The 20,174-nt window shown below is 59.0% G+C and carries 20 protein-coding genes; 12 read left to right on the plus strand and 8 right to left on the minus strand.

What is annotated here, in order from left to right; genetic code table 11:
* The first annotated feature begins 9 nt into the window (after positions 1 to 9).
* A complete protein-coding gene (locus KORLAC_RS15490) occupies positions 10 to 1,722 on the plus strand; it encodes a monovalent cation:proton antiporter-2 (CPA2) family protein (RefSeq protein ID WP_068308132.1) in 1,713 nt (570 codons plus the stop codon).
* Here the strand turns inward: KORLAC_RS15490 and KORLAC_RS15495 are convergent.
* A complete protein-coding gene (locus tag KORLAC_RS15495) occupies positions 1,719 to 1,940 on the minus strand; it encodes a SlyX family protein (protein WP_068308135.1) in 222 nt (73 codons plus the stop codon). The genes KORLAC_RS15490 and KORLAC_RS15495 overlap by 4 nt on opposite strands.
* Positions 1,941 to 1,967: 27 nt before the next feature.
* Positions 1,968 to 3,677, minus strand: a complete 1,710-nt coding sequence (locus KORLAC_RS15500) for a formate--tetrahydrofolate ligase (protein WP_068308138.1) — start codon at positions 3,675 to 3,677, stop codon at positions 1,968 to 1,970.
* A 160-nt stretch (positions 3,678 to 3,837) separates the two neighbouring features.
* Here KORLAC_RS15500 and KORLAC_RS15505 point away from each other — a divergent pair, with 160 nt between their 5' ends.
* On the plus strand, positions 3,838 to 4,821 hold the full coding sequence (locus KORLAC_RS15505) for an ion channel (protein ID WP_068308141.1): 984 nt from the start codon (positions 3,838 to 3,840) through the stop codon (positions 4,819 to 4,821).
* Positions 4,822 to 4,825: 4 nt separating this feature from the next.
* Here KORLAC_RS15505 and KORLAC_RS15510 read toward each other — a convergent pair whose 3' ends face one another.
* Entirely contained in the window at positions 4,826 to 5,368 is a 543-nt protein-coding gene (locus tag KORLAC_RS15510) for a hypothetical protein (RefSeq protein ID WP_068308144.1), read from the minus strand.
* A gap of 142 nt (positions 5,369 to 5,510) precedes the next feature.
* Here KORLAC_RS15510 and KORLAC_RS15515 point away from each other — a divergent pair, with 142 nt between their 5' ends.
* The 9 genes from KORLAC_RS15515 to aroQ all read left to right on the plus strand — a co-directional run bounded on the left by KORLAC_RS15515 (position 5,511) and on the right by aroQ (position 13,775).
* Positions 5,511 to 6,056, plus strand: coding sequence for a GNAT family N-acetyltransferase (locus KORLAC_RS15515; RefSeq protein WP_068308147.1), 546 nt, complete (start codon positions 5,511 to 5,513; stop codon positions 6,054 to 6,056).
* On the plus strand, positions 6,056 to 6,715 hold the full coding sequence (rluA, locus tag KORLAC_RS15520) for a bifunctional tRNA pseudouridine(32) synthase/23S rRNA pseudouridine(746) synthase RluA (RefSeq protein ID WP_068308150.1): 660 nt from the start codon (positions 6,056 to 6,058) through the stop codon (positions 6,713 to 6,715). The genes KORLAC_RS15515 and rluA overlap by 1 nt, the downstream gene beginning before the upstream one ends.
* A 204-nt stretch (positions 6,716 to 6,919) precedes the next feature.
* Positions 6,920 to 7,063 carry a hypothetical protein gene (locus KORLAC_RS18915; RefSeq protein WP_160328651.1) on the plus strand — a complete coding sequence of 48 codons (144 nt, stop codon included), beginning with the start codon at positions 6,920 to 6,922 and terminating at the stop codon, positions 7,061 to 7,063.
* Positions 7,064 to 7,171: 108 nt separating this feature from the next.
* Positions 7,172 to 8,422: a type III PLP-dependent enzyme gene (locus KORLAC_RS15525; protein WP_082714728.1), complete on the plus strand. Its 1,251-nt coding sequence runs from the start codon at positions 7,172 to 7,174 to the stop codon at positions 8,420 to 8,422.
* A gap of 52 nt (positions 8,423 to 8,474) precedes the next feature.
* Complete coding sequence (locus KORLAC_RS15530) at positions 8,475 to 9,527, plus strand: 1,9-bis(guanidino)-5-aza-nonane synthase (protein ID WP_068308153.1); 1,053 nt, start codon at positions 8,475 to 8,477, stop codon at positions 9,525 to 9,527.
* A gap of 5 nt (positions 9,528 to 9,532) precedes the next feature.
* A complete protein-coding gene (gene speB / locus KORLAC_RS15535; protein ID WP_068308156.1) occupies positions 9,533 to 10,447 on the plus strand; it encodes an agmatinase in 915 nt (304 codons plus the stop codon).
* Positions 10,448 to 10,596: 149 nt separating this feature from the next.
* Positions 10,597 to 11,826: a TIGR03862 family flavoprotein gene (locus KORLAC_RS15540; RefSeq protein WP_068308158.1), complete on the plus strand. Its 1,230-nt coding sequence runs from the start codon at positions 10,597 to 10,599 to the stop codon at positions 11,824 to 11,826.
* A gap of 84 nt (positions 11,827 to 11,910) precedes the next feature.
* The gene (locus KORLAC_RS15545) at positions 11,911 to 12,783 is read left to right on the plus strand and encodes an alpha/beta hydrolase family protein (protein ID WP_068308161.1); all 873 of its coding nucleotides are present in this window, start codon (positions 11,911 to 11,913) and stop codon (positions 12,781 to 12,783) included.
* An 8-nt stretch (positions 12,784 to 12,791) separates the two neighbouring features.
* Entirely contained in the window at positions 12,792 to 13,775 is a 984-nt protein-coding gene (gene aroQ / locus KORLAC_RS15550) for a gamma subclass chorismate mutase AroQ (RefSeq protein WP_068308164.1), read from the plus strand.
* Here aroQ and KORLAC_RS15555 read toward each other — a convergent pair.
* The 5 genes from KORLAC_RS15555 to kefF all read right to left on the minus strand — a co-directional run bounded on the left by KORLAC_RS15555 (position 13,772) and on the right by kefF (position 19,549).
* Complete coding sequence (locus KORLAC_RS15555) at positions 13,772 to 14,986, minus strand: M24 family metallopeptidase (protein WP_068308167.1); 1,215 nt, start codon at positions 14,984 to 14,986, stop codon at positions 13,772 to 13,774. The two genes, aroQ and KORLAC_RS15555, sit on opposite strands and share 4 nt — an antisense overlap.
* A gap of 135 nt (positions 14,987 to 15,121) precedes the next feature.
* Entirely contained in the window at positions 15,122 to 16,699 is a 1,578-nt protein-coding gene (locus KORLAC_RS15560; protein ID WP_420913277.1) for a SulP family inorganic anion transporter, read from the minus strand.
* A gap of 151 nt (positions 16,700 to 16,850) precedes the next feature.
* Positions 16,851 to 17,144 (minus strand): hypothetical protein, encoded by a 294-nt coding sequence (locus KORLAC_RS15565; RefSeq protein ID WP_068308170.1) that lies wholly within the window; start codon positions 17,142 to 17,144, stop codon positions 16,851 to 16,853.
* 69 nt (positions 17,145 to 17,213) lie between these two features.
* Positions 17,214 to 19,010, minus strand: coding sequence for a monovalent cation:proton antiporter-2 (CPA2) family protein (locus KORLAC_RS15570; protein WP_068308173.1), 1,797 nt, complete (start codon positions 19,008 to 19,010; stop codon positions 17,214 to 17,216).
* Positions 19,007 to 19,549 (minus strand): glutathione-regulated potassium-efflux system oxidoreductase KefF, encoded by a 543-nt coding sequence (gene kefF, locus KORLAC_RS15575; RefSeq protein ID WP_068308176.1) that lies wholly within the window; start codon positions 19,547 to 19,549, stop codon positions 19,007 to 19,009. The genes KORLAC_RS15570 and kefF overlap by 4 nt, the downstream gene beginning before the upstream one ends.
* Before the next feature lie 296 nt (positions 19,550 to 19,845).
* On the opposite strand from kefF, the gene KORLAC_RS15580 reads away from it, so the two are divergent.
* Entirely contained in the window at positions 19,846 to 20,124 is a 279-nt protein-coding gene (locus KORLAC_RS15580) for an energy transducer TonB (RefSeq protein WP_241493437.1), read from the plus strand.
* Positions 20,125 to 20,174: the final 50 nt, after the last annotated feature.

A 20,174-nucleotide genomic window follows, 5' to 3' on the forward strand; every position in this document is an offset into this window, starting at 1 on the left:
AGACCTACCATGCACCAAGACGCCATGCTTTTAGAAATCCTCAGCCTGATGGCCGTTGCCGTAATTGCCGCGACCGTCTTCAGCCGGTTAGGGCTTAGCGCCATCCTCGGCTATCTGGTGGGCGGCATGCTGATCGGCCCTTGGGGTCTGGGGCTGATCACCAACCCTGCCCAAATTGCCCATCTCGGCGAGTTTGGCGTGGTGTTCCTGCTGTTCCTGATCGGGATCGAACTCAAACCCGCGCGGCTGTGGGTAATGCGGCGCCAGGTGTTCGGTCTTGGTAGCGCGCAACTCCTGGTCACCGGCGTCGTCCTTTGGATGGTCGCACAATATGGCTTTGGCTTTGATGCTGCGCCCAGCGCCCTGATCGGCTTTGGGCTGGCGCTCTCCAGTACAGCTTTCGGCATCCAGTTGCTGGCGTCCAAGAACCAGCTCTCCAGCCAATGGGGCCGCTCTGGCTTTTCCATTCTCTTGTTGCAGGATTTGGCAGTTGTGCCGCTGCTGGCGCTTGTGCCCATTCTGGTCAAGGGCGAAGCCACCATCGGGGCTTCCTTCGGGATCGCGCTTCTTGAAACCATGGCCATTCTTGCGGGCGTGATCATGGCAGGGCGGCTGGCCATCAACCCACTGTTTCGCCTGGTGGCCGCTGGCCGGACACCTGAGGTCTTCACCGGCTTTGCGCTTCTGCTGGTACTGGGCTTCGGCTGGCTGATGGAAAGCATTGGCCTTTCGATGGCCATGGGCGCCTTTATCGCCGGCCTCTTGCTTGCTGAATCTGAATTTCGCCATCAGGTGGAGGTGGACGTCCAACCCTTCCGGGGCCTGCTTCTGGGGCTGTTTTTCATGTCTGTGGGTATGGGCATCAACATCGGCACGCTGTTGGGTCACACCGGGCTCTTGGTGTCTGGCCTGCTGGGCCTGTTGGCGATTAAAGCCACCATCATCGTCCTGCTGGTGCGGGCAATGAAGCAGCCGCTGAGTGAGGCTATCAAGGTTGGGGCGCTGCTTGCCCAGTCTGGCGAGTTCGGTTTCGTGTTGTTTACTTATGCTCAGATAGAAGGCTTGCTTGACGGGCCGCTGGTGGAAATGTTGTCCGCCGTAATCGCGCTATCAATGGCGGTAACACCACTCCTGTTCCTTTTGGGCGAACGGCTCGCGCGTCAGGTGGCACGCGACACTGGTGTTCCTGCGCCGATTAAAAAGGCCGAAACCGAAGGAAGAAAACATATTGTCATCGCCGGGTTTGGCCGGGTCGGCGACACCATCGCCCGTATCCTGACTGACCTGGAACTACCCTTCACCGCAGTCGACCTGAACCCCGAGCATGTCAAACGTGCGCGCGAGGCCGGTCACACCGCCATCTATGGCGACGCCGCCCGACCTGAGATCTTGCGCGCTGTCGGGGCGAATACCGCAGCCCTGTTGGTGATCACGGTGGATGACCCGAAGGCGGCAGAACGCATGATCATCTGTGCCAAACGGGAATGCCCGAACCTGCCGATTTTCGTGCGCACGCACAATGCCACGGCGGCCAAGGCCATGCGCAAGCTGGGCGCGGTGCACGCCGTACCGGAAACCCTGGAAGCCAGCCTCAGCCTGGGGGCAGAAGTGGCCCGGTCGCTCAACGCAGATGAAGCCGATATCCAGACGGTCGTAACGGCGCTCCGCTCAGACGACTACCGCGCCATCGCGCCAAAAGAAGGCCCTGAGGGTAAGGCTTAATAGTGCGGCGGCTTGATATTGCCGGGATCGGCGGGCCCCTGGGAATCCTCAAGGTCGGCGATCTGCCCCTGCAACTGCGCCAATGACTTCTTCAGCCGGTCAATCTCCGTCCACTGGTCTGTCACTGCGCTGTTCAGCGTTTCGATTGTTTCCTGCTGGAACGCAAATTTGACCTCAAGATCATCCATGCGCTCAGTCAGCTTGGCGTCGTCGGCCATACTATCTTCCTTCTATTGCGGCGGGGCTCAGAAAAGCCCCGCGACACGGCCCTTACCGTCCACATGGATGGCGTTGGCCGATGGCACCCGCGGCAGCCCCGGCATGGTCATGATGTCACCACACACCACCACCAGGAACTCAGCACCCGCCGACAGCCGTACTTCACGGATCGGCACCACATGCCCCGTGGGCGCGCCTTTATAGTCCGGATCGGTGGAAAAGCTATACTGTGTTTTGGCGATGCAGACCGGGAAGTGGCCATAATCGGCCTCCAGGTCCCTGATCTGGCCACGCACTTTCTTGTCGGCGATGATCTCGCTGGCACCATAAAGCTCGGTCGCAATGGTCTGAACCTTGTTCCAGAGCGATGTATCATCGCCGTATAGTGGCTTGAAATTGCTGTCACCACTTTCCGCCGCTTCCACAACTTTGCGGGCCAGTTCCTCTGCCCCCGCACCGCCTTGGGCCCAATGGTCGCTTTCCACCGCGGTGACACCCAGTGACGCGCATTTCTTGCGCACCAGGTCCATCTCGGCCGGTGTGTCGGCAGAGAAGCGGTTGATGCCCACAACCACCTTCACGCCAAAGCGCTTCAGGTTGCGCACATGGCGCTCGAGGTTCACGCATCCCTTCTCCAGCGCATCCAGATTTTCCGTCGTCAGATCATCCTTGGCCACACCGCCATGCATCTTGAGCGCCCGGATCGTGGCCACCAGGACAGCCGCATCAGGCTTCAAGCCACCCTTGCGGCATTTGATATCGAAGAATTTCTCGGCCCCCAGGTCGGCGCCGAACCCCGCTTCCGTGACCACATAGTCCGCCAGCTTGAGGGCCGTCTTGGTGGCGATCAGCGTGTTGCAGCCATGGGCGATGTTGGCAAACGGGCCGCCGTGCACAAAGGCCGGGTTGCCCTCAAGCGTCTGCACCAGGTTGGGCTTCATGGCATCTTTAAGCAAGGCCGTCATCGCGCCCTGGGCGTTGATTTCTTTGGCCAATACCGGCTTGCGGTCGCGCGTCAGGCCAATGATCACATTGCCCAACCGACGTTCCAGGTCCTTCAGGTCCTTCGCCAGGCACAGGATGGCCATCACCTCTGATGCTACGGTGATATCAAAACCCGCTTCCCGGGGCGCACCGTTCGCGACCCCGCCAAGCGACGTGGTGATCTGCCGAAGCGAGCGGTCATTCATATCCACCGCGCGGCGCCAGGTGATGCGCCGATTATCGAGCCCGGTTTCATCATTCTGACGCCAATAAACATGGTTGTCGATGAGCGCGGCCAGGAGGTTGTTGGCGGCCCCTATGGCGTGAAAATCGCCCGTGAAATGCAGGTTGATGTCTTCCATGGGCACCACTTGGGCATAACCGCCACCTGCGGCGCCGCCCTTCATGCCAAAGCAAGGGCCAAGGCTGGGTTCCCGGAGACACATCATGGCCTTTTTGCCCACACGGTTCAGTGCGTCGCCAAGCCCCACGGTGGTGGTGGTCTTGCCTTCGCCAGCCGGGGTCGGCGTGATGGCTGTCACCAGAATGAGCTTGCCGTCGGGCCGCCCGTTCAGGGCCTCAATATAATCCAGCGACAGTTTGGCCTTATAGTGACCGTAGGGTTCAAGATCCGTTGCCTCGATGCCCAGCTTGTCTTTGGCCACCTCCATGATCGGCGGCATGGTGGCCGCCTGGGCGATATCAATGTCAGATTTTGGATGTGCGTGTTGGTCTGAAGGTTGGCTAGCCACCTCAAATCCTTCCCTTTTTCGGCGCTCTTTGGCGTCCTGTTGTCCCTCACGCAAAACTATGGTGGCTGGCGGGCGTGCTGTCAATTTCCGTTACGGCATCCGGGCATTAATCGAATGCTAAACCTTGTCGGATACGCTGCAATAAGAAGTGGACTCATCCATGACCGACAAAAAGGCACCCTGCAAATACGTTAGTCCCGACGGACATCGCTGCGGCGAAGAGACCGCCAAAGATGGCCTTTGCTTCTGGCACTGCCCCAATACCGACAAAAGCAATCACGACTTGAAGACCCGGCTTGAAGACCATGCGCGCAGTGGTGGCCTTATGCAGGGCCTTCAGCTCAAAGGAGCAAACCTGAAAGGCGTTGACCTGGTGAACCGTGGCCATCAGAAGGGATTTGACCTCTCCTATTCTGACCTGTATCGCGCCGACCTCTCAGAGGCTCACCTCTTCAACCTGACACTCAAACACGGGTCCTTGATGAAAGCCGATGTTTCAGACGCCAACCTGCATTGTTGCGATTTCTCTGGCACAAATCTGCTTGGCATCAAGTGGCGCGGTGCACGCATAGACGGCATGGACATCGGCAAGCGCCTGATGCAGGAGGATCTGGCCCATAAGGCGGGCAGGTGGCAGAAGCACAAGACCGCGCGCGACAACTTCGAACAGTCCGAGGAAATTTACCGCGACCTCAGGAAAGCCGCAGAACAACAGGGCCTGTTCGAGATGGGTGGGCGGTTCATTCAAAAGGAACTGACCATGCGGCGGTTCCAGTATCCGCCGCTGTCGGCCCGGCGCCTCACGTCCAAATTTATCGACCTCTTTTGCGGCTATGGCGAACGGCCGCTGAACGTCATCATCTTCTCCCTCATTCTGATTTTTGTGTGCGCTATTGCCTACTTCCTGCTGGGCACGACGTCCGGCGGGGAAGAAATGGGCTTTTCCACCAGTCAGAGCTGGGCCACTAACATCGGCCATTTCCTGAATAGCCTCTATTATAGCGTCGTGACCTTCACAACGCTGGGGTACGGGGACATCACCCCCGTCGGGGCATCACGATTTGTTGCTGCAATCGAGGCCTTCACCGGCAGCTTTACGCTAGCCCTGTTCGTTGTGGTGTTCGTAAAAAAGATGACACGCTGAAAGGTCAGTTCTGCACCTCCACTCCGGGCCTCTCGTATCTGGCTTCATCCTTGCGGTCCAAAATCACAATCGTCTCGCCTGCGGGTAGCGCCGGAAAGGTGCCACCACCGAACTTCCAGCCATCCTCCGATTTGGCCATCATGACATATTCGGGCTGCTGCGGTTCCGCCTTCTCGTACTTTGTTTCCAGAAAGATGATCACCACCTGCATGTCCTTGCGGTAGCAGTGGCGCATTTCGGTGCAGGGGAGCTTGCGCGCATCCACAGGGCCTGCCGTGGTGATGTTTGCCGCCAACAGGTCGCCCGACCGGGACCTGCCCTTGCTCATTGTACGGCGCCATCGCTTCTTGTGGTGCCAGCGCTGGATACGCGGGTGGGTCAGCTTCCACTGGTCCAGATAGCGCCCTTCTTCATAGGCTTTGGTCCAGTCAAGAAACACCTGCACGGCTTCCTTGACTTCCGCCTCTGATGCGAGCGGCGGAACCTCAATTGCCGCTGCTGGGCTGGCGACCAACAGAAACCAGAACGATAAAAGAAGACCTTTCATGAGCTTCCTCCCGGCACGCATTAAAGCAGCTTTAAGGCGCACGCACATCGCAACTTTGGCTTACAGGGCCAGAGATTTCGTTGGACAGGCCCCCACCTGCCGCCCATATGATGAAGGACCCGTATCAGCCACAGGCATTGCCATGACCCAGACACCCGATTTCACGCACCGCGTGGCCACAAAAGAAGACATCCCTGAGCTAACCACCATCATGCATGCCTCCATCGGTACGCTGCAGGACAGCTTCCTGACGCCCGAACAGGTTCAGGCGTCCTTCGAACTGATGGGTATGGACACACAACTGATCGAGGACGGCACCTATTATGCCATCCAGTGCGGCAATGAGATTGTCGGCTGTGGCGGCTGGTCCCGGCGGGAAACGCTGTATGGCGCCAACCATACCAAGGGCCGCAACCCCCGCCTGCTGGACCCGGCATCGGAAGCTGCCCGCATTCGCGCCATGTATACCCACCCCGACTGGGCCAGGCGCGGCATTGGCCGCCTGATCATGGACTTGTGTGAAAGCAAGGCCCGTGAGGAAGGCTTCCAGACCTGCCAGCTGATGGCCACTCTGTCGGGCGAGCCGCTCTATAAGGTTTGCGGATATGAACCCGTCGTGTATGAAGAGGTCCCGACGTCCCTGGGCGTCAATGTACCGCTTATCAAAATGGAAAAGTCGCTGGTCTGATGGTCTTGCTCCTGCCCTATAATCCGCCCACTGAGCCCTGGCTCGAAATCCTGCATGAAGACGAAGATATCCTGGTGTTGAACAAGCAACCGGGGCTTCTGTCTGTGCCGGGCCGGACCGAAGAAAAGCAGGATTGCCTGGCGACCCGGGTGCAGGCCCAATATACGGGCGCGCGGATCGTGCACCGGCTGGACATGGAAACGTCGGGTGTCATCATCATGGCACGGCACATGGATGCGCTGAGGAACCTTGGCCGCCAGTTCGAGGACCGGCTGACGGAAAAGACCTACGAAGCGCGCGTCTTCGGCCATATGGGTGCGGACGAGGGCGAGGTGGACCTGCCGATGGCGTTCGACTATCCCAACAGGCCCAAGCAGAAAGTTTGTTTCGAGACCGGCCGCCGCGCACTGACCCGCTATAAGGTGATCGAGCGTGAAGAAGGTGCCACCCGCGTGGCGCTCTACCCTGTCACGGGGCGGTCACACCAGCTTAGGGTCCATATGCTCAGCCTCGGCCACCCGATTCTGGGTGACAATTTATACGCGGAAGGCGACGCGCTCGAGGCAGCGCCGCGCCTGCAACTGCATGCAAAAACCCTGACGCTGAGACACCCTGAAACGGCGGAAATGCTCACCTTTGAAGCGCCGGTTCCCTTCTAGAAAACGCGCGCAAAAAAAATTGCTTGCAATCAGGGTGAAAAAACATCATTTACGCCGCCAGACGTAAAAAGCGCACGTGCCACGACTCCCGGGCAAACAAGCCATCAGGCTTCCGGCAGCCATGTACGGGTAACGACGCAAATCGTCCTTTGTTGATTGGGGCCGGCCACTATCCGGTCAAAGTTGATCGAGGGGTTTGCCGGAATGATCCGTACCGCACGTAAAGAAACGCTGCAGCAACTGTCTGCATCCCATGAATTTGAAGCCAACCGGCTGTTCCTGTCGGCTGACATGTACGACTATTTCTCAGTTGTACTGAAACTTTTCCATATTTCCGCGCATCGCTAAAAGATGCGCCAAACGCCGGCACTGCGCTGGCGGCCCTGTCTAGGACCCACGGATTCGTATCCCAGGGGTCATGTGCTTTTTTCCTCTTGAGTGAAGGAATCCAGGCCAATGCAGGTATTGGAAATTGTACGCCCATCGTCCCCAACCGAAGATTTTCGCGGACAGTATGGCGAACTGAATTGCTACTCCTCCATCCGTGGCGCAATCGAAGCTGAGGCCTCGAACGACAGCGTGCACCTGTTCTTCCCGGACGTTCTCCAGGACAAGGCAGCCGAGTTCCTGACCGGATTCCGCGGCCGCTCCATGTATGCGGTGAAAGCCAACCCGCACGCGGAAGTGCTGAAAACGCTGTATACTGCTGGCGTGCGCGATTTCGATGTCGCCTCCATCCGCGAGGTTGAGTTGGTGGCCGGCCTGCTGCCGGGCGCGAAGCTTTACTTCATGCACCCGATCAAGAGCCGCCAGGCCATCCAGCGCGCCTATATGATGGGTGTACGTGCCTTCGCGTTCGACCATATGGATGAGCTGAACAAGATTCTCGAGGAAACCGGCTATGCCGAAGACCTGGAGCTGTTCCTGCGTCTTGGCGTGTCAGCCAAAGGTGCGGCTTATGAGCTTTCCGGCAAGTTCGGCGCGCCGCTTGATATGGCGCCAATGCTGCTCAGCCGTGCCCGTCAGGTCGCTATGAAGCTGGGTGTCAGCTTCCATGTGGGCAGCCAGTGCATGCGCCCGGGCGCTTTCTCCGAAGCCATTCTGCAGGCGGCGGCCGTAGTTGGCCACGCTGGCATCAAGCTGGACGTGATCGACGTAGGCGGCGGCTTCCCTGTGGCTTATCCGGGCATGGAACCACCGGCGCTCGACAGCTATTTCCAGACCATCCACAGCGCACTCGACATGCACGGGTTCGCGGATGCTGAAACCCTGTGCGAACCCGGCCGGGCGCTCGTCGCCGAATCCGGCGCTGTCGCCGCCCGCGTGGAGCTGCGGAAAGGCACGGACCTCTATCTCAATGACGGCACCTATGGCGCGCTGTTTGACGCGGGTGTGCCAGAGTGGCCCTTCCCGCTGTCGCTCATCACCGCCGACGGCCGTGCCACTCTGGATGAAACCAGTTTCTACCGCTGCTTCGGTCCAACCTGCGACAGCTGCGACAAGATGGAAGGTCCCTTCCCGCTGCCGGTGGATGTGGCTGAAGGCGACTGGGTGATCTTCGAACATCTGGGCGCATACGGCCATACCATGCAAGCACGCTTCAATGGTTTCTATTCCGAAACGATGGTTGCAATTTCACGTGAAACAGACACTCCGAACACAATTTCGGTGCCGACCCTTGTGGCTGCGCCGACCCTGATTGCCTGATCGCTTTATCGAGCCTTGGCAGAACCTACAGACTGAAGAATTGGACTGAAAAATGAACGAACAAATCACTTCGCCGATCATCTCAAACGAAAAAGCGGAACTTCTGTCGAAGAAGGTCGAGCATATCGACATCAAAAGCTTCGACGCCCGCCCGATCATCGATGCGATGGACAAGATGGCTTTCACCTCGCGCGATCTGGCCCGCGCCACCCAGATCTTCAACATGGCTGTTGAAGACAAGGACTGCAGCGTGATCCTGACACTGGCGGGTTCTACGTCCGCGGGCGGCTGCATGCATGTGTACCGCGACCTGGTGGAAGCTGGCATGGTAGACGCCATCGTTTCCACCGGCGCTTCCATCGTGGACATGGACTTTTTCGAGGCCCTTGGTTTCAGCCACTATCAGGGCGACCAGTTCATGGACGACGGCAAGCTGCGTGACCTCTATATCGACCGTATCTATGATACCTACATCGATGAGGAAGAGCTGCAGGCGTGTGACGAAACCATCAAGATCATCGCCGATAGCCTCGAGCGCCGGCCATACTCCTCCCGCGAGTTCATCTGGGAGATGGGCAAGTGGCTGAAAAAGAACGCCGTCAAGAAGGGCTCCCTGATCGAGACCTGCTATGATCACAACGTGCCGATCTTCGTGCCTGCTTTCTCTGACTGCTCGGCCGGTTTCGGCCTTGTAAAGCACCAGGTTGAAAACCCGGGCAACTATATGTCCATCGACAGCGTGGCTGACTTCCGCGAACTGACAGACATCAAGATCGCAGCGGGCCAGACCGGCCTTCTGATGATCGGTGGCGGCGTGCCGAAAAACTTTGTGCAGGACACGGTTGTTTGTGCCGAAATCCTGGGCAAGGAAGTGGATATGCACAAATACGCCGTTCAGATCACGGTTGCTGACGTGCGCGACGGTGCCTGCTCGTCATCCACGCTGAAGGAAGCCTCAAGCTGGGGCAAGGTAGACACAGTTTGGGAACAGATGGTGTTCGCGGAAGCGTCTTCCGTTGTGCCGCTTCTGGCATCTGACGCCTACCATCGCGGTGCCTGGAAGGGTCGCCCACGCCGTGAATTCGCGAAGCTCTTTCAGAAGTAAATCTGATGAAAGACGCAATCAGAAACGCGCCCTTTGACCTCTTGGCGCCCGAGGATGCTTTCCTCGGGCTCGAGGCAGAGGATGCGGCGACTTACGCTGACGCGCGCGCGGTGATCATCCCGTTCGGGCTGGAGGCTTCCGTCTCCTATGGGGGCGGCACAGCCCAGGGCCCGGCAGCCATGATTGAAGCCAGTCATCAGGTGGAACTGTTCGACGAGGACCTCTGGAAAGAGCCTTTCCGGGATTACGGCATTGTGACCATGGCTGAAAAGCCCATCGACGGCGCCAATATCCCGGCGGCGCTGGATAGGCTTGAAAGCTACACCCGTGCGGTGCTGGATGACGGCAAATTCCCGCTGGTGTTCGGTGGCGAACATTCGATCACGCCAGGCGCCATCCGGCCATACTTTGACAAGTATGATGACCTGATCATCCTGCATTTCGACGCTCACGCAGACCTGCGCGACGGCTATGAGGGCGAGCACTATAGCCACGCGGCAGCGCTTCGCCGTGTGCTCGACCACCCGTCTGTCGAACTGGTGTCTGTCGGCATCCGGAATATTTCCGCAGAGGAAATCCCGTTCCTGGACGCCAACCGCCACCGCATCACCATCCATTGGGGCAAGGACCGCGATGACTGGAATGTGGAGGAGATCATTGCACCCCTGAAGGGTCGCAACATCTATCTGACGTTCGATCTGGACGGCTTTGATGGGTCGCTGATGCCCGCAACCGGCACACCGGAACCTGGCGGCGTGATGTGGAACGATGCGATGAAGATCATCAAGGCGGCATCGAAGGCAGGCACCATCGTGGGTGCGGACATCAACGAGCTTGCGCCCATCGACGGCTTCCACGCCCCCAACTTCCTGGCCGCAAAGCTTGCCTACAAAATTCTGAATTACGCGCTGGCCCAGTAAGTCGGGCGGCTACATCAGACCAGAAAAGAGGCGGCCACTGGTGCCGCCTCTTTGCATTCATGCGTCAAATGGCCACCTCAAACCAGCTTGCTTGCCAGTGCCGTTCGCACTAGTGTCCGGGCGAGACCTGACCAGTGGGGAAAAGCGCCGTGACGCCAACTGAGGAACAAGTGGATGTGGCCATCATTGGTGCCGGGCCCGCCGGCTTGATGGCGGCAGAGGATCTGATTCATGCCGGCATCACACCAGTGATCTATGACGCCATGCCCACACCCGCGCGCAAGTTCCTGATGGCGGGAAAATCCGGCCTGAACCTGTCGCACGCCGAACCCGTCCAGGCGTTCCTCAAGCGCTACGGCGCGGGCGAAGACCGCCTTGGAGATGCCATCCGCGGCTTCAACAGCTGGGCGATTCGTGATTGGGCCAAGGGCCTGGATACCGAAACCTTCGTCGGCAGCTCAGGCCGCATTTTCCCCACCGCCTTCAAGGCCTCGCCGCTTCTTCGCGCATGGCTGACACGCCTGAAGGACGGCCACGCTGTCCTCAAGACCCTACACCGATGGACCGGCTGGCGGGAAGACGGCGCGCTTCGCATTCAGACGCCGGAACAGGAAATTGCCGTAAAGGCCAAAACCGTGATCCTGGCCTTGGGCGGTGTCAGCTGGCCCCGGCTTGGGTCGGACGGCAGCTGGGTGCCACACCTTAAGGAACGCGGCATTCATGTGACACCTTTCCGTCCGGCCAACTGCGGCTTCAATGTGAACTGGACCGACCATTTCCGCGACCGGTTCGAGGGCGAACCGGTGAAAAACACGGTGCTGTCGTTCGCTGAGGAAGCCATCAAGGGCGATTTTGTCGTCTCCAAGCACGGGGTGGAAGGCAGCAGCATTTATGCCCATTCCGCCGCCATCCGCGACGCCATTGAGGCGCATGGGCCAGTGGCTCTGATGCTGGACCTGACCCCCGACCGCACGGCTGAACAATTGACGAATGCCCTGTCAAAGCCACGCGGCAAGAAATCCATGGCAACGCACATCAAGAAAGCCACGGGCCTCACCGGTGTCAAAGCCGCCCTGTTGCGTGAATGCCTGCCCGCGGACACCTTCACTGACCCGGCCAAACTGGCGGCAGGCATCAAGGCGCTGCCGCTGCAGCTGGAAAGCCCGCGCCCCATCGAGGAAGCCATCAGTGTCGCCGGCGGCGTGGCGTTTGACGAACTGGATGACGCCCTGATGCTGAAGGCCATGCCGGGTGTATTCTGCGCGGGTGAGATGGTGGACTGGGAAGCCCCCACAGGCGGCTATCTGCTGACCGCCTGTTTCGCCCAGGGCAAGCAGGCAGCCTCTGGCGCCATGGACTGGCTGAAGGCCCACGGCTGATAACACTGCATTGACTTGCACGATTGACTTGCACCGGCGCTTGGGCCTTTACTGGCCACTACATTCGGATTGGGGAGCACAATCATGCGCATCATTCTTGGCCTTCTGGCGGCCTTTACTGCACCTGCTTTTGCGGACACGGACCCGCTTCTGAGCGATCCTGTCACCATTGATGCCGACAACCCACCGGGCATGGTGGAGCTTCAAATCCCAAGCGGCGATGCCATGATGAACGGCCATATGTATCTGGCGAACGGTGCCGGGCCGCACCCGACTGTCGTTATGCTGCACGGCTTCCCGGGCAATGAGAAGAACCTGGATACGGCCCAGATGCTGCGCCGGGTGGGTTTCAATGTGCTCTATTTCCACTATCGCGGCGCCTGGGGATCAGGCGGCGATTATTCAGTCAGGAATGTGGTGGCAGACGCCGCAGCGGCTGTCGCCTTTGTGCGGGCGCAGGGCCAAGCGGGCAAGGACCGTATCGATCCCAGCCGCGTCAGCCTGTTCGGCCACAGCCTGGGCGGTTTCAATGCGCTGATGAATGGCGCAATGGACGCGGAGCTGGCCTGTACGGTGGCTGCTGCCCCGGCAGACCTTGTGAACTTCGTGGAAGCGGCCGACCCCAATACTGTTGTAAGCGCGGATGCCAATGTGCCGGTACCGGGCCTGAAGGACTATAGCTTCGCGGACCTCATCAAGGAAACAATGGCCAACAAGGCAGCCTTCAATCTGCAGTCCAGGATGGTAGCCTTCAAGGGCCGCGCGCTGATGATTGTAACAGCCAAGCAGGATGTCGTGGTGCCGCCTGAAGGCCAACAAGCGCTCGCGGACGCCGCGAAGGCTGGCGGTGCTGACCCGTTCCGCCACGTGGTGATGGAAGGCGACCATGGCTTTGCCTGGACCCGCGTTGCCTTCAACACCACCGTTACTTCCTGGATGTCAGAGCACTGTAGATAGGACCCGCCATGACCCGCCTTTTCGCCTTCCTTTTCATTGTTCTGATTGCCACCCCCGCCGCGCTGGCTGACGCCACCATCTATCTGGTGCGCCATGCCGAAAAGGTCGCCGACGGCACCCGCGACCCTGACCTGACAGCCATGGGCCGCGCCCGCGCCGATTGGATCGCAGGGTATCTTGCAGACAAAGGGCTGACCGGCATTTATTCGACCGACTATAAGCGCACGCGCGAAACGGCGCAGCCAACGGCGGAAAAAACCGGCCTTGCCGTCAACCTCTATGACCCGCGGGCGCTTGACGCCTTCGCGGCTGAGCTGAAAAGCAAGGACGGCGTCTTTTTGGTCGTGGGCCACAGCAACACCACGCCCATGCTGGCGAACCTGTTGGCTGGCTCCCACCTCAAATATGCGGGCGAGGATGTCTATGACCAGATCTTCAAGGTTAAGCTGTCGGAGGCCGGAGCAGCCAACGTTTCCGTGAGTTTCAGCAAACCGCGGCAGGATCATATGGCGCGGCTGGAAACCCTGAAGGAGGCCATCGCCAGCAGGCTGGGCGTCATGGCCGACGTGGCACGCTATAAGTGGAACAACGACCTGCCCATTGAAGCGCCTGAGCGGGAAGCGCGTATCATCGACACAACGACACAGCGTGCCGTTGAGATGGGGCTGGACCCTGCATTCGCCCGACAAGCGATATTCATGCAGATGGAAGCTTCCAAGCTGCTCCAACGTGAACTTTTCGAGGTGTGGATTCCAAACGAGCAGCCTCCCTTTGAGTCAATCCCGTCTCTGGCAGACGACATCCGGCCAAGGATTGATATCCTGACAGACGCCTTGCTGGACGCAGTTCAAAAGGCAGAATTTCTGTTGGCTTTTTGCCCATCCCTTCCCGTTCTGGGAGAGAAACCGGAAGGAACCGATTTCTCATGGGCAGTCTGGGGAGAAGCAGTGATGGGACTGCATCCCACCACTGAATGTATCGCTATCGACTAGGCCTCAAGCCCGAAGGGGTCATCGATGCTGTGGCTGGGCTGGGTGAACCATTTCGGGCCGTCTTCGGCCATATAGAAATGGTCCTCTAGCCGCACGCCGAACTCGCCGTCGATCACCATCATCGGCTCGTTCGAGAAGGTCATGCCGACATCAAGCGGCGTACGGTCGCTTTTCACCAGATAGGGCCATTCGTGAATATCAAGCCCGATGCCGTGGCCGGTGCGGTGCGGCACACCCGGTGTCTTGTAGCCGGGGCCATAGCCCTTGATTTCGACATAGGCCCGCGCGGCGGTATCCACGTCACCACACGGCGTGCCCAGCTGGGCGGCTTTAAACGCCGCCGCCTGTGCCGCCTTTTCCACATTCCATACCTCGCGCTGCTTGGCGTTTGGTTCACCAAACACATAGGTGCGCGTGATATCGGAAATATAGTCATGCAGCTGACAGCCGGTGTCGATCAACACCGTGTCGCCTTCCTTCAAGGTCTGTTCATAGCTCACCCCATGCGGGAAGCTGGTGGCCTTGCCGAACAGCACAATCACAAAATAGCTGCCCTTCGGGGCACCCACGCGCTTGTGCGCTTCGTGGATGAACTCTTTCACTTCCGCCGTGGTGATGCCTTCGCGCAGGATGCGCGCGGCAGCCTTGTGCACCTCGATGGTCATTTCCATTGCGCGTTTGATCAGCGCGATTTCGGATTTGGTTTTGCGGGTGCGGCAACCGGCGGTCACCGGCTTGGCGTCCACATAGTCATAGCCCGGATGGGCCAGACGGATGCCGTTGGTCATGGCGAAGCTGGTGCTTTCGTCCATACCGATGCGGCCCGCCGTGATACCAAGGTCCACGAGCAGGTTACCGAACAGCTCATAGGGGCTTTCATGTTCTTCCCAGCCATGGATCTCGCCCTCGATGCCCATGAAGTCCTTGACCGTGTCGATCTCGAACGCCGGGCAGATATAGTGCAGCGCATCCTGTGTCACGATCGCGCCCACAAGCCGTTCGCTCGCGTACCAGCGCGTGCCGGTGAAATAGTAAAGGTTGGTGCCTGCGTTCAGATACACGGCCTCAAGGCCTTCCGATGTCATCAGGGTGCGGGCCTTCTGAAGCCGCGCGTCAAATTCACCCCGCCCGATGGGCGACACGCCCGCTGTCATATCGGAAAGTTTCGCCAGTTCTGCCTGGGCTGTTGAGCCCCCTACGCCAATTGTCATTGCTGTCCCTCGCTTATACTCATCAAGTTTGCGCGCAGACTATCAGCTTTTCCCGGCAAGAAAAGGAAATTGTATACAATTTATCGAGAGTATCTTCAGGCAAAAAAACAGGGCCGCGCGGGCCCTGAATTTTCTTTACCAACTTGCTGACTTGCTCAGCTGTTCGCCATAGTCCACAGCCACGCCGTAGATCGGATCTTCCTCATGGCTGGCCTTGACCATGGTGCCCGCTTTTTTCAGAAGCGCCTTGCAGTCAGACGACAGGTGCACAAGCCGAAGCGTGCGGTCAGCGCGCTTGTAGCGGTCGGCCAGCGCATCGATGGCCTGCAGGCCAGAATGGTCCAGCACCCGGGTTTCTGCGAAATCAACGATCACACGGTCTGGGTCTGTCTTGGGGTCAAACAGCTCATTGAAGCTTTCAACCGAGCCGAAGAACAGTGGGCCCGAAAGACGGTAGACCTTGCGGCCCTTGGCGTCCTGTTCCACGCGCGCCACGATCCGGGTGGAGCTTTTCCAGGCGAACACCAGCGCCGCCACGATCACGCCAACGACAACCGCCTTCGCAAGGTCACTCGCCACGGTTACGCCGGACACCAGCACCAGAACAAACGCATCGGATTTCGGGATTTTGTGCATGATGCGCAGGCTGGACCAAGCAAAGGTGGCAATCACCACCATGAACATCACCCCCACAAGGGCGGCCAGCGGAATCTGTTCAATCAGGCCGCTCGCGAACAGGATGAAAATTAGAAGAAACAGCGCAGCCGAGGTGCCCGACAGCCGCGTACGCCCGCCCGATTCCACATTGATCATGCTTTGGCCAATCATGGCGCAACCGCCCATGCCGCCAAAGAAGCCGGTGATGATGTTGGCCGCACCCTGGGCCGCACATTCCTGGCTGGCGCCGCCCTTGGTTTCGGTAATTTCCGCCACCAGGTTCAGCGTCAGGAGCGATTCGATCAGGCCGATCGCGGCAAGAATCAGGGCATAGGGCAGGATGATGCCGAATGTTTCCAGATTGAACGGGACGCTTGGGATATGGAAGTCCGGCAGGCCGCCAGCGATGGACGCCATGTCACCCACCGTGCGCACATCAAGATCAAGGCCGATCACAATACCGGATATTGCCAGGATACCCACAAGCGGCGCGGGCAGGAATTTGATGAATTTGCCGGAAAGCACAATCAGCGCCATGGTCAGGCCCACAAGGCCAAGCATCAGGAAAAGCTGTTCGCCGGCCATCCAGTGCAGCGCGCCTTCAGCGTCCTTGACCTTGAACTGGCCAAGTTGGGCCAGGAAAATCACGATTGCGAGGCCATTCACGAACCCAAGCATCACGGGGTATGGCACCATGCGGATGAACTTGCCGAGGCGCGCGATGCCCGCCAGCACCTGAATAATGCCCATCAGGATCACGGTTGCGAACAGATATTCAACACCGTGGGTCACCACAAGAGACACCATCACGACCGCAAGCGCGCCCGTGGCGCCGGAGATCATGCCCGGACGACCACCAAACAGCGCGGTCACCAACCCAACAATAAAGGCGGCATAGAGGCCAACAAGCGGATGCACATGGGCCACGAAAGCAAAGGCCACCGCTTCCGGCACCAGCGCAAGCGCCACCGTCAGGCCCGACAGGACCTCGGTCTTGATACGGTCAGGGGTAAAGTTCGCGGCCAGGCTGGCCTTGTTTTTTGCCGTCGACTGCACGGGATTTCCTTCAGCGTTGGAGACGTCTGTTGCGGGGTTAAGGGCACGCACGCGCGCACCCCGCGCAAAATTGAGCGTGCCTTCTGGGCCATTTTGCCCGGAAATGCAAGCTTTGGGCGGCCCACTATGGCCTGAAAAGATGAAATTTCTGTTAGGCGTTTGGTGCCGCGGCGCCGGTCTCGAGCGGGATTTCGATGTCCGTTTCGCCCGCCTCAAGCATATAGACCACCGCCAGCATTGCCAGCTTGCCCATCTCGTCCGTCACCTTGCCCACGTCGCCCGCATGCATATAGCCCGACAGCATCGATGCCGCCTGGCCGTGGGTCATATCCACTTCCCGAAGCAGATTCACGATAACGGGATAGTCCTGGTCGGCCACATCGAAGGTTCCGTTCAGGAACGGTTTTTCATCCTTCAGTACGGTGACGGTCAGTTTCCTGGGCATATCTCTCTCGCTTAAATTCGGGCTTGTCTTGGCGCGGCTTTAACGCGGCCGGTGCACCCAGGTCAAGGCCTACTGCCAATCTTTGTCACGGCCTTTGATCTCTTCCTCGTCCGCCTGCATCAGCCGCTCGAGTTCCTGCCGCGCCTTGATGGCAAAGTCGATGGCCTTCTTCTGGTCGCCCCGGAACTGCCGCGAATCCTTCAGCATCTTTTCGTCATAGCCGCGGAACTTGCGCGCCACCCGGTGCGCCTGATGGGCGCCGAAACCGAGTTCTTTCAGTGTCAGCTCACCGATCTCAAGCGCGGAACCGAACGTTTCCCGGCGCGCCAACGTGACACCGATTTCAGCCAGGTCAGACACATCGCCCCGCCCCCGGGCGCGCGCCAGGATCGCCAGATCAGGATAAAGCCGCCTGACCAGCTTGGCCGTCTCCAGAAGCACTTCCTGATCATCGATCGCCAGCACCAGGACCCGGGCCTTGGCTATCCCCGCCGCTTCCAGAAGGTCGAGCCGACCGGCATCGCCATAGAAAACCTTGAAGCCGAATTTCCGGAGCATCTCAATGTGGTTGGGATTATGGTCCAATACTGTAATGGGGATCCCGAGCGACATCAGCAGCCGCCCGACAATCTGGCCAAAGCGCCCGTAGCCGGCGATGATGACCGGATGGCCTTCGTCCCGCACGTCGCTTTCCAGCTCCTGCTCCCGGCACACACGTGGGCAGATATAGCGGTCATAAACCAGCATCAAAATTGGCGTTGTCAGCATGGAGAAGGTTGCGATCAGCACCAGAAGGCCCGCCAGTTCGGTGTCCACCAGCCCGGCCTGCGCCCCCAGGGAAATCAGGACAAAGGCGAACTCGCCGCCCTGCGACAGCACAAAGGCAAACAGCCAGCCATCCGCCAGCGACATTTTCGCGGGGCGGGACAGTGCAAGCAGCACCAAAATCTTCACCGCCAGGAAGCCGCCAAGCAACATGAGCACCCGCAATGGGTCGGCGATCAGCAGCGAGAAATCCACCGTCATACCGACGGCTATGAAAAACAGGCCGAGGAGCAAGCCTTTGAAAGGCTCCAGGTTAAGTTCAAGCTCGTGCCGATACTCTGATTCGGCCAACAGCACACCAGCAAGGAAGGTGCCCAGCGCCATGGAAATGCCCACCGCCTGCATCAACAACCCTGTACCAATCACCAGAAACAGGGAAAAGGCCGTGAACACCTCCCGCAGACGCGTTTCGGCAATGAAGCGGAAAACCGGCCGCAAGAGATAGCGCCCCCCAACGATGATCAACAGGAAGACGGCAAACGGTTTGAGGAAGGCGGCAACACCCAGGTCTTGCGCTATGGCATGGGTGGCAAACAAGGGAACGATGGCAAGCACCGGAATCATGGCCAGGTCCTGGAACAGCAGAACCGAAAAGGTCAGCCGCCCCACAGGGTTTTTCGACAGGCCCCGTTCCTCAAGGGATTGCAGCGCAATCGGGGTGGACGAAACGCCAAGCGAAAGTGCCGCAATAAGCGCCACCCCAAGTTCAAGGCCCAGCAAACTGGCGCATAAGCCCAGAAGAAGCACGCTCATCAGAACCTGCGCGCCGCCCAGGCCGAATACCGGCTTCCTGAGCTGCCACAAGGTCGCAGGCTTGAGCTCCAGCCCGATCAGGAACATCAACATGACCACTCCGAATTCGGAGAATTTGAAGATGGTGTCCACGTCGGAAATCAGCTTCAGGCCCCAGGGGCCAATCACCATGCCCGCCACCAGATAGCCCAGCACCGCCCCCAAACCGAGGCGTTTGAAAATGGGTACCGCTATCACGGCAGCGGCCAGATAGATCATCGCACTTTCAAGGAATCCTTCTGTCATCATGCGGCTTTCTCCATGACACGGCGCCGGATAGCAGCCGTGAAGCGCTCGGCCTCGCCCTTGATATCGGCCGGTGTGATCTGGCCAACACCGTGACAGATATAAGGTGTCACCAGCCGCATACCGCAAAAGCTGGCGGTTTGTTCAAATGGCCTCAGATAGGCAGACATGGGGGCCCCGTGCGGGCGGGTTTCAGCGTAGGATGCCGCATCACCGCCGGTGGTGACCGCCAGCATGAAATGCTTGCCCTTGAGAGCCGTGCCGCCGGCGCCAAACGCAAATCCCTTGGTCAGCACGCTGTCCTGCCATTCCTTCAAAATAGCAGGGGCGCTGAACCAGTAAATCGGGAACTGAAAGACCACCAAATCCGCCTGCACCAAGGCTTCCTGCTCGTGCGCGACGTTGATATGCATGTCAGGATACATTTCATAAAGGTCATGCACTGCCACCTCCGGCACCTGCCTGGCAGCCAGAATCAAATGCCTGTTCAGGCGCGAACGCTGGGGGTTTGGGTGCGCAAAAAGGACCAGTGCGCGGCTCATAGACTTCCTCATATCGCCGGTGGAACTTCCGCCATAGCATAGGCAATGCGCGGGCGTTGCACCACACATTCTATTGTGATGCAGTTTCCCTTGCCCTTCATCCTATGGTTTAATGATTGTTAACCGGTCCTGTGCATAGTGGATACGCTTTTATTTGGGAGCCTCCGGGCTCCAGCCAGCGCCACCATGACGGCGTAACATCATAAAGGTAATTGGCCATGATGATCCGACTTACCAGCGCAATTCTTGTAGCCTCGTTCCTTTGTTTCTCATCCCCTGCAGTGCTCGCAGACGCAATGACTGACTGGCAGCAGGCCGTTGTACAGAAGGTGAGGGCTAAACAGGGCTATCCCCGATTGGCCGTTGCCAGGCAAATTGAAGGCCGTGCCAAAGTGCGCCTGACTGTGGCCGCCGATGGCACCATCAGCAATTATGAAATTGTTGAAGCCACGGGCGAAGATGTGCTGGACCGCGCCATCCCGCCGCTTATCGGCAAGCTGAGCCCTCTGCCGCCGCTACCTGATGGCCGGACAGACCTTACATTTGTGCTGCCGCTGAACTGGTCGCTCGACTAGGCAAATGGCCCGCCCGACATGATCAAAGCACGGCTTTCACTGGCCGTGCT

It is taken from the genome of Kordiimonas lacus (assembly GCF_001550055.1).
In the GTDB taxonomy this organism is placed as follows: domain Bacteria; phylum Pseudomonadota; class Alphaproteobacteria; order Sphingomonadales; family Kordiimonadaceae; genus Kordiimonas; species Kordiimonas lacus.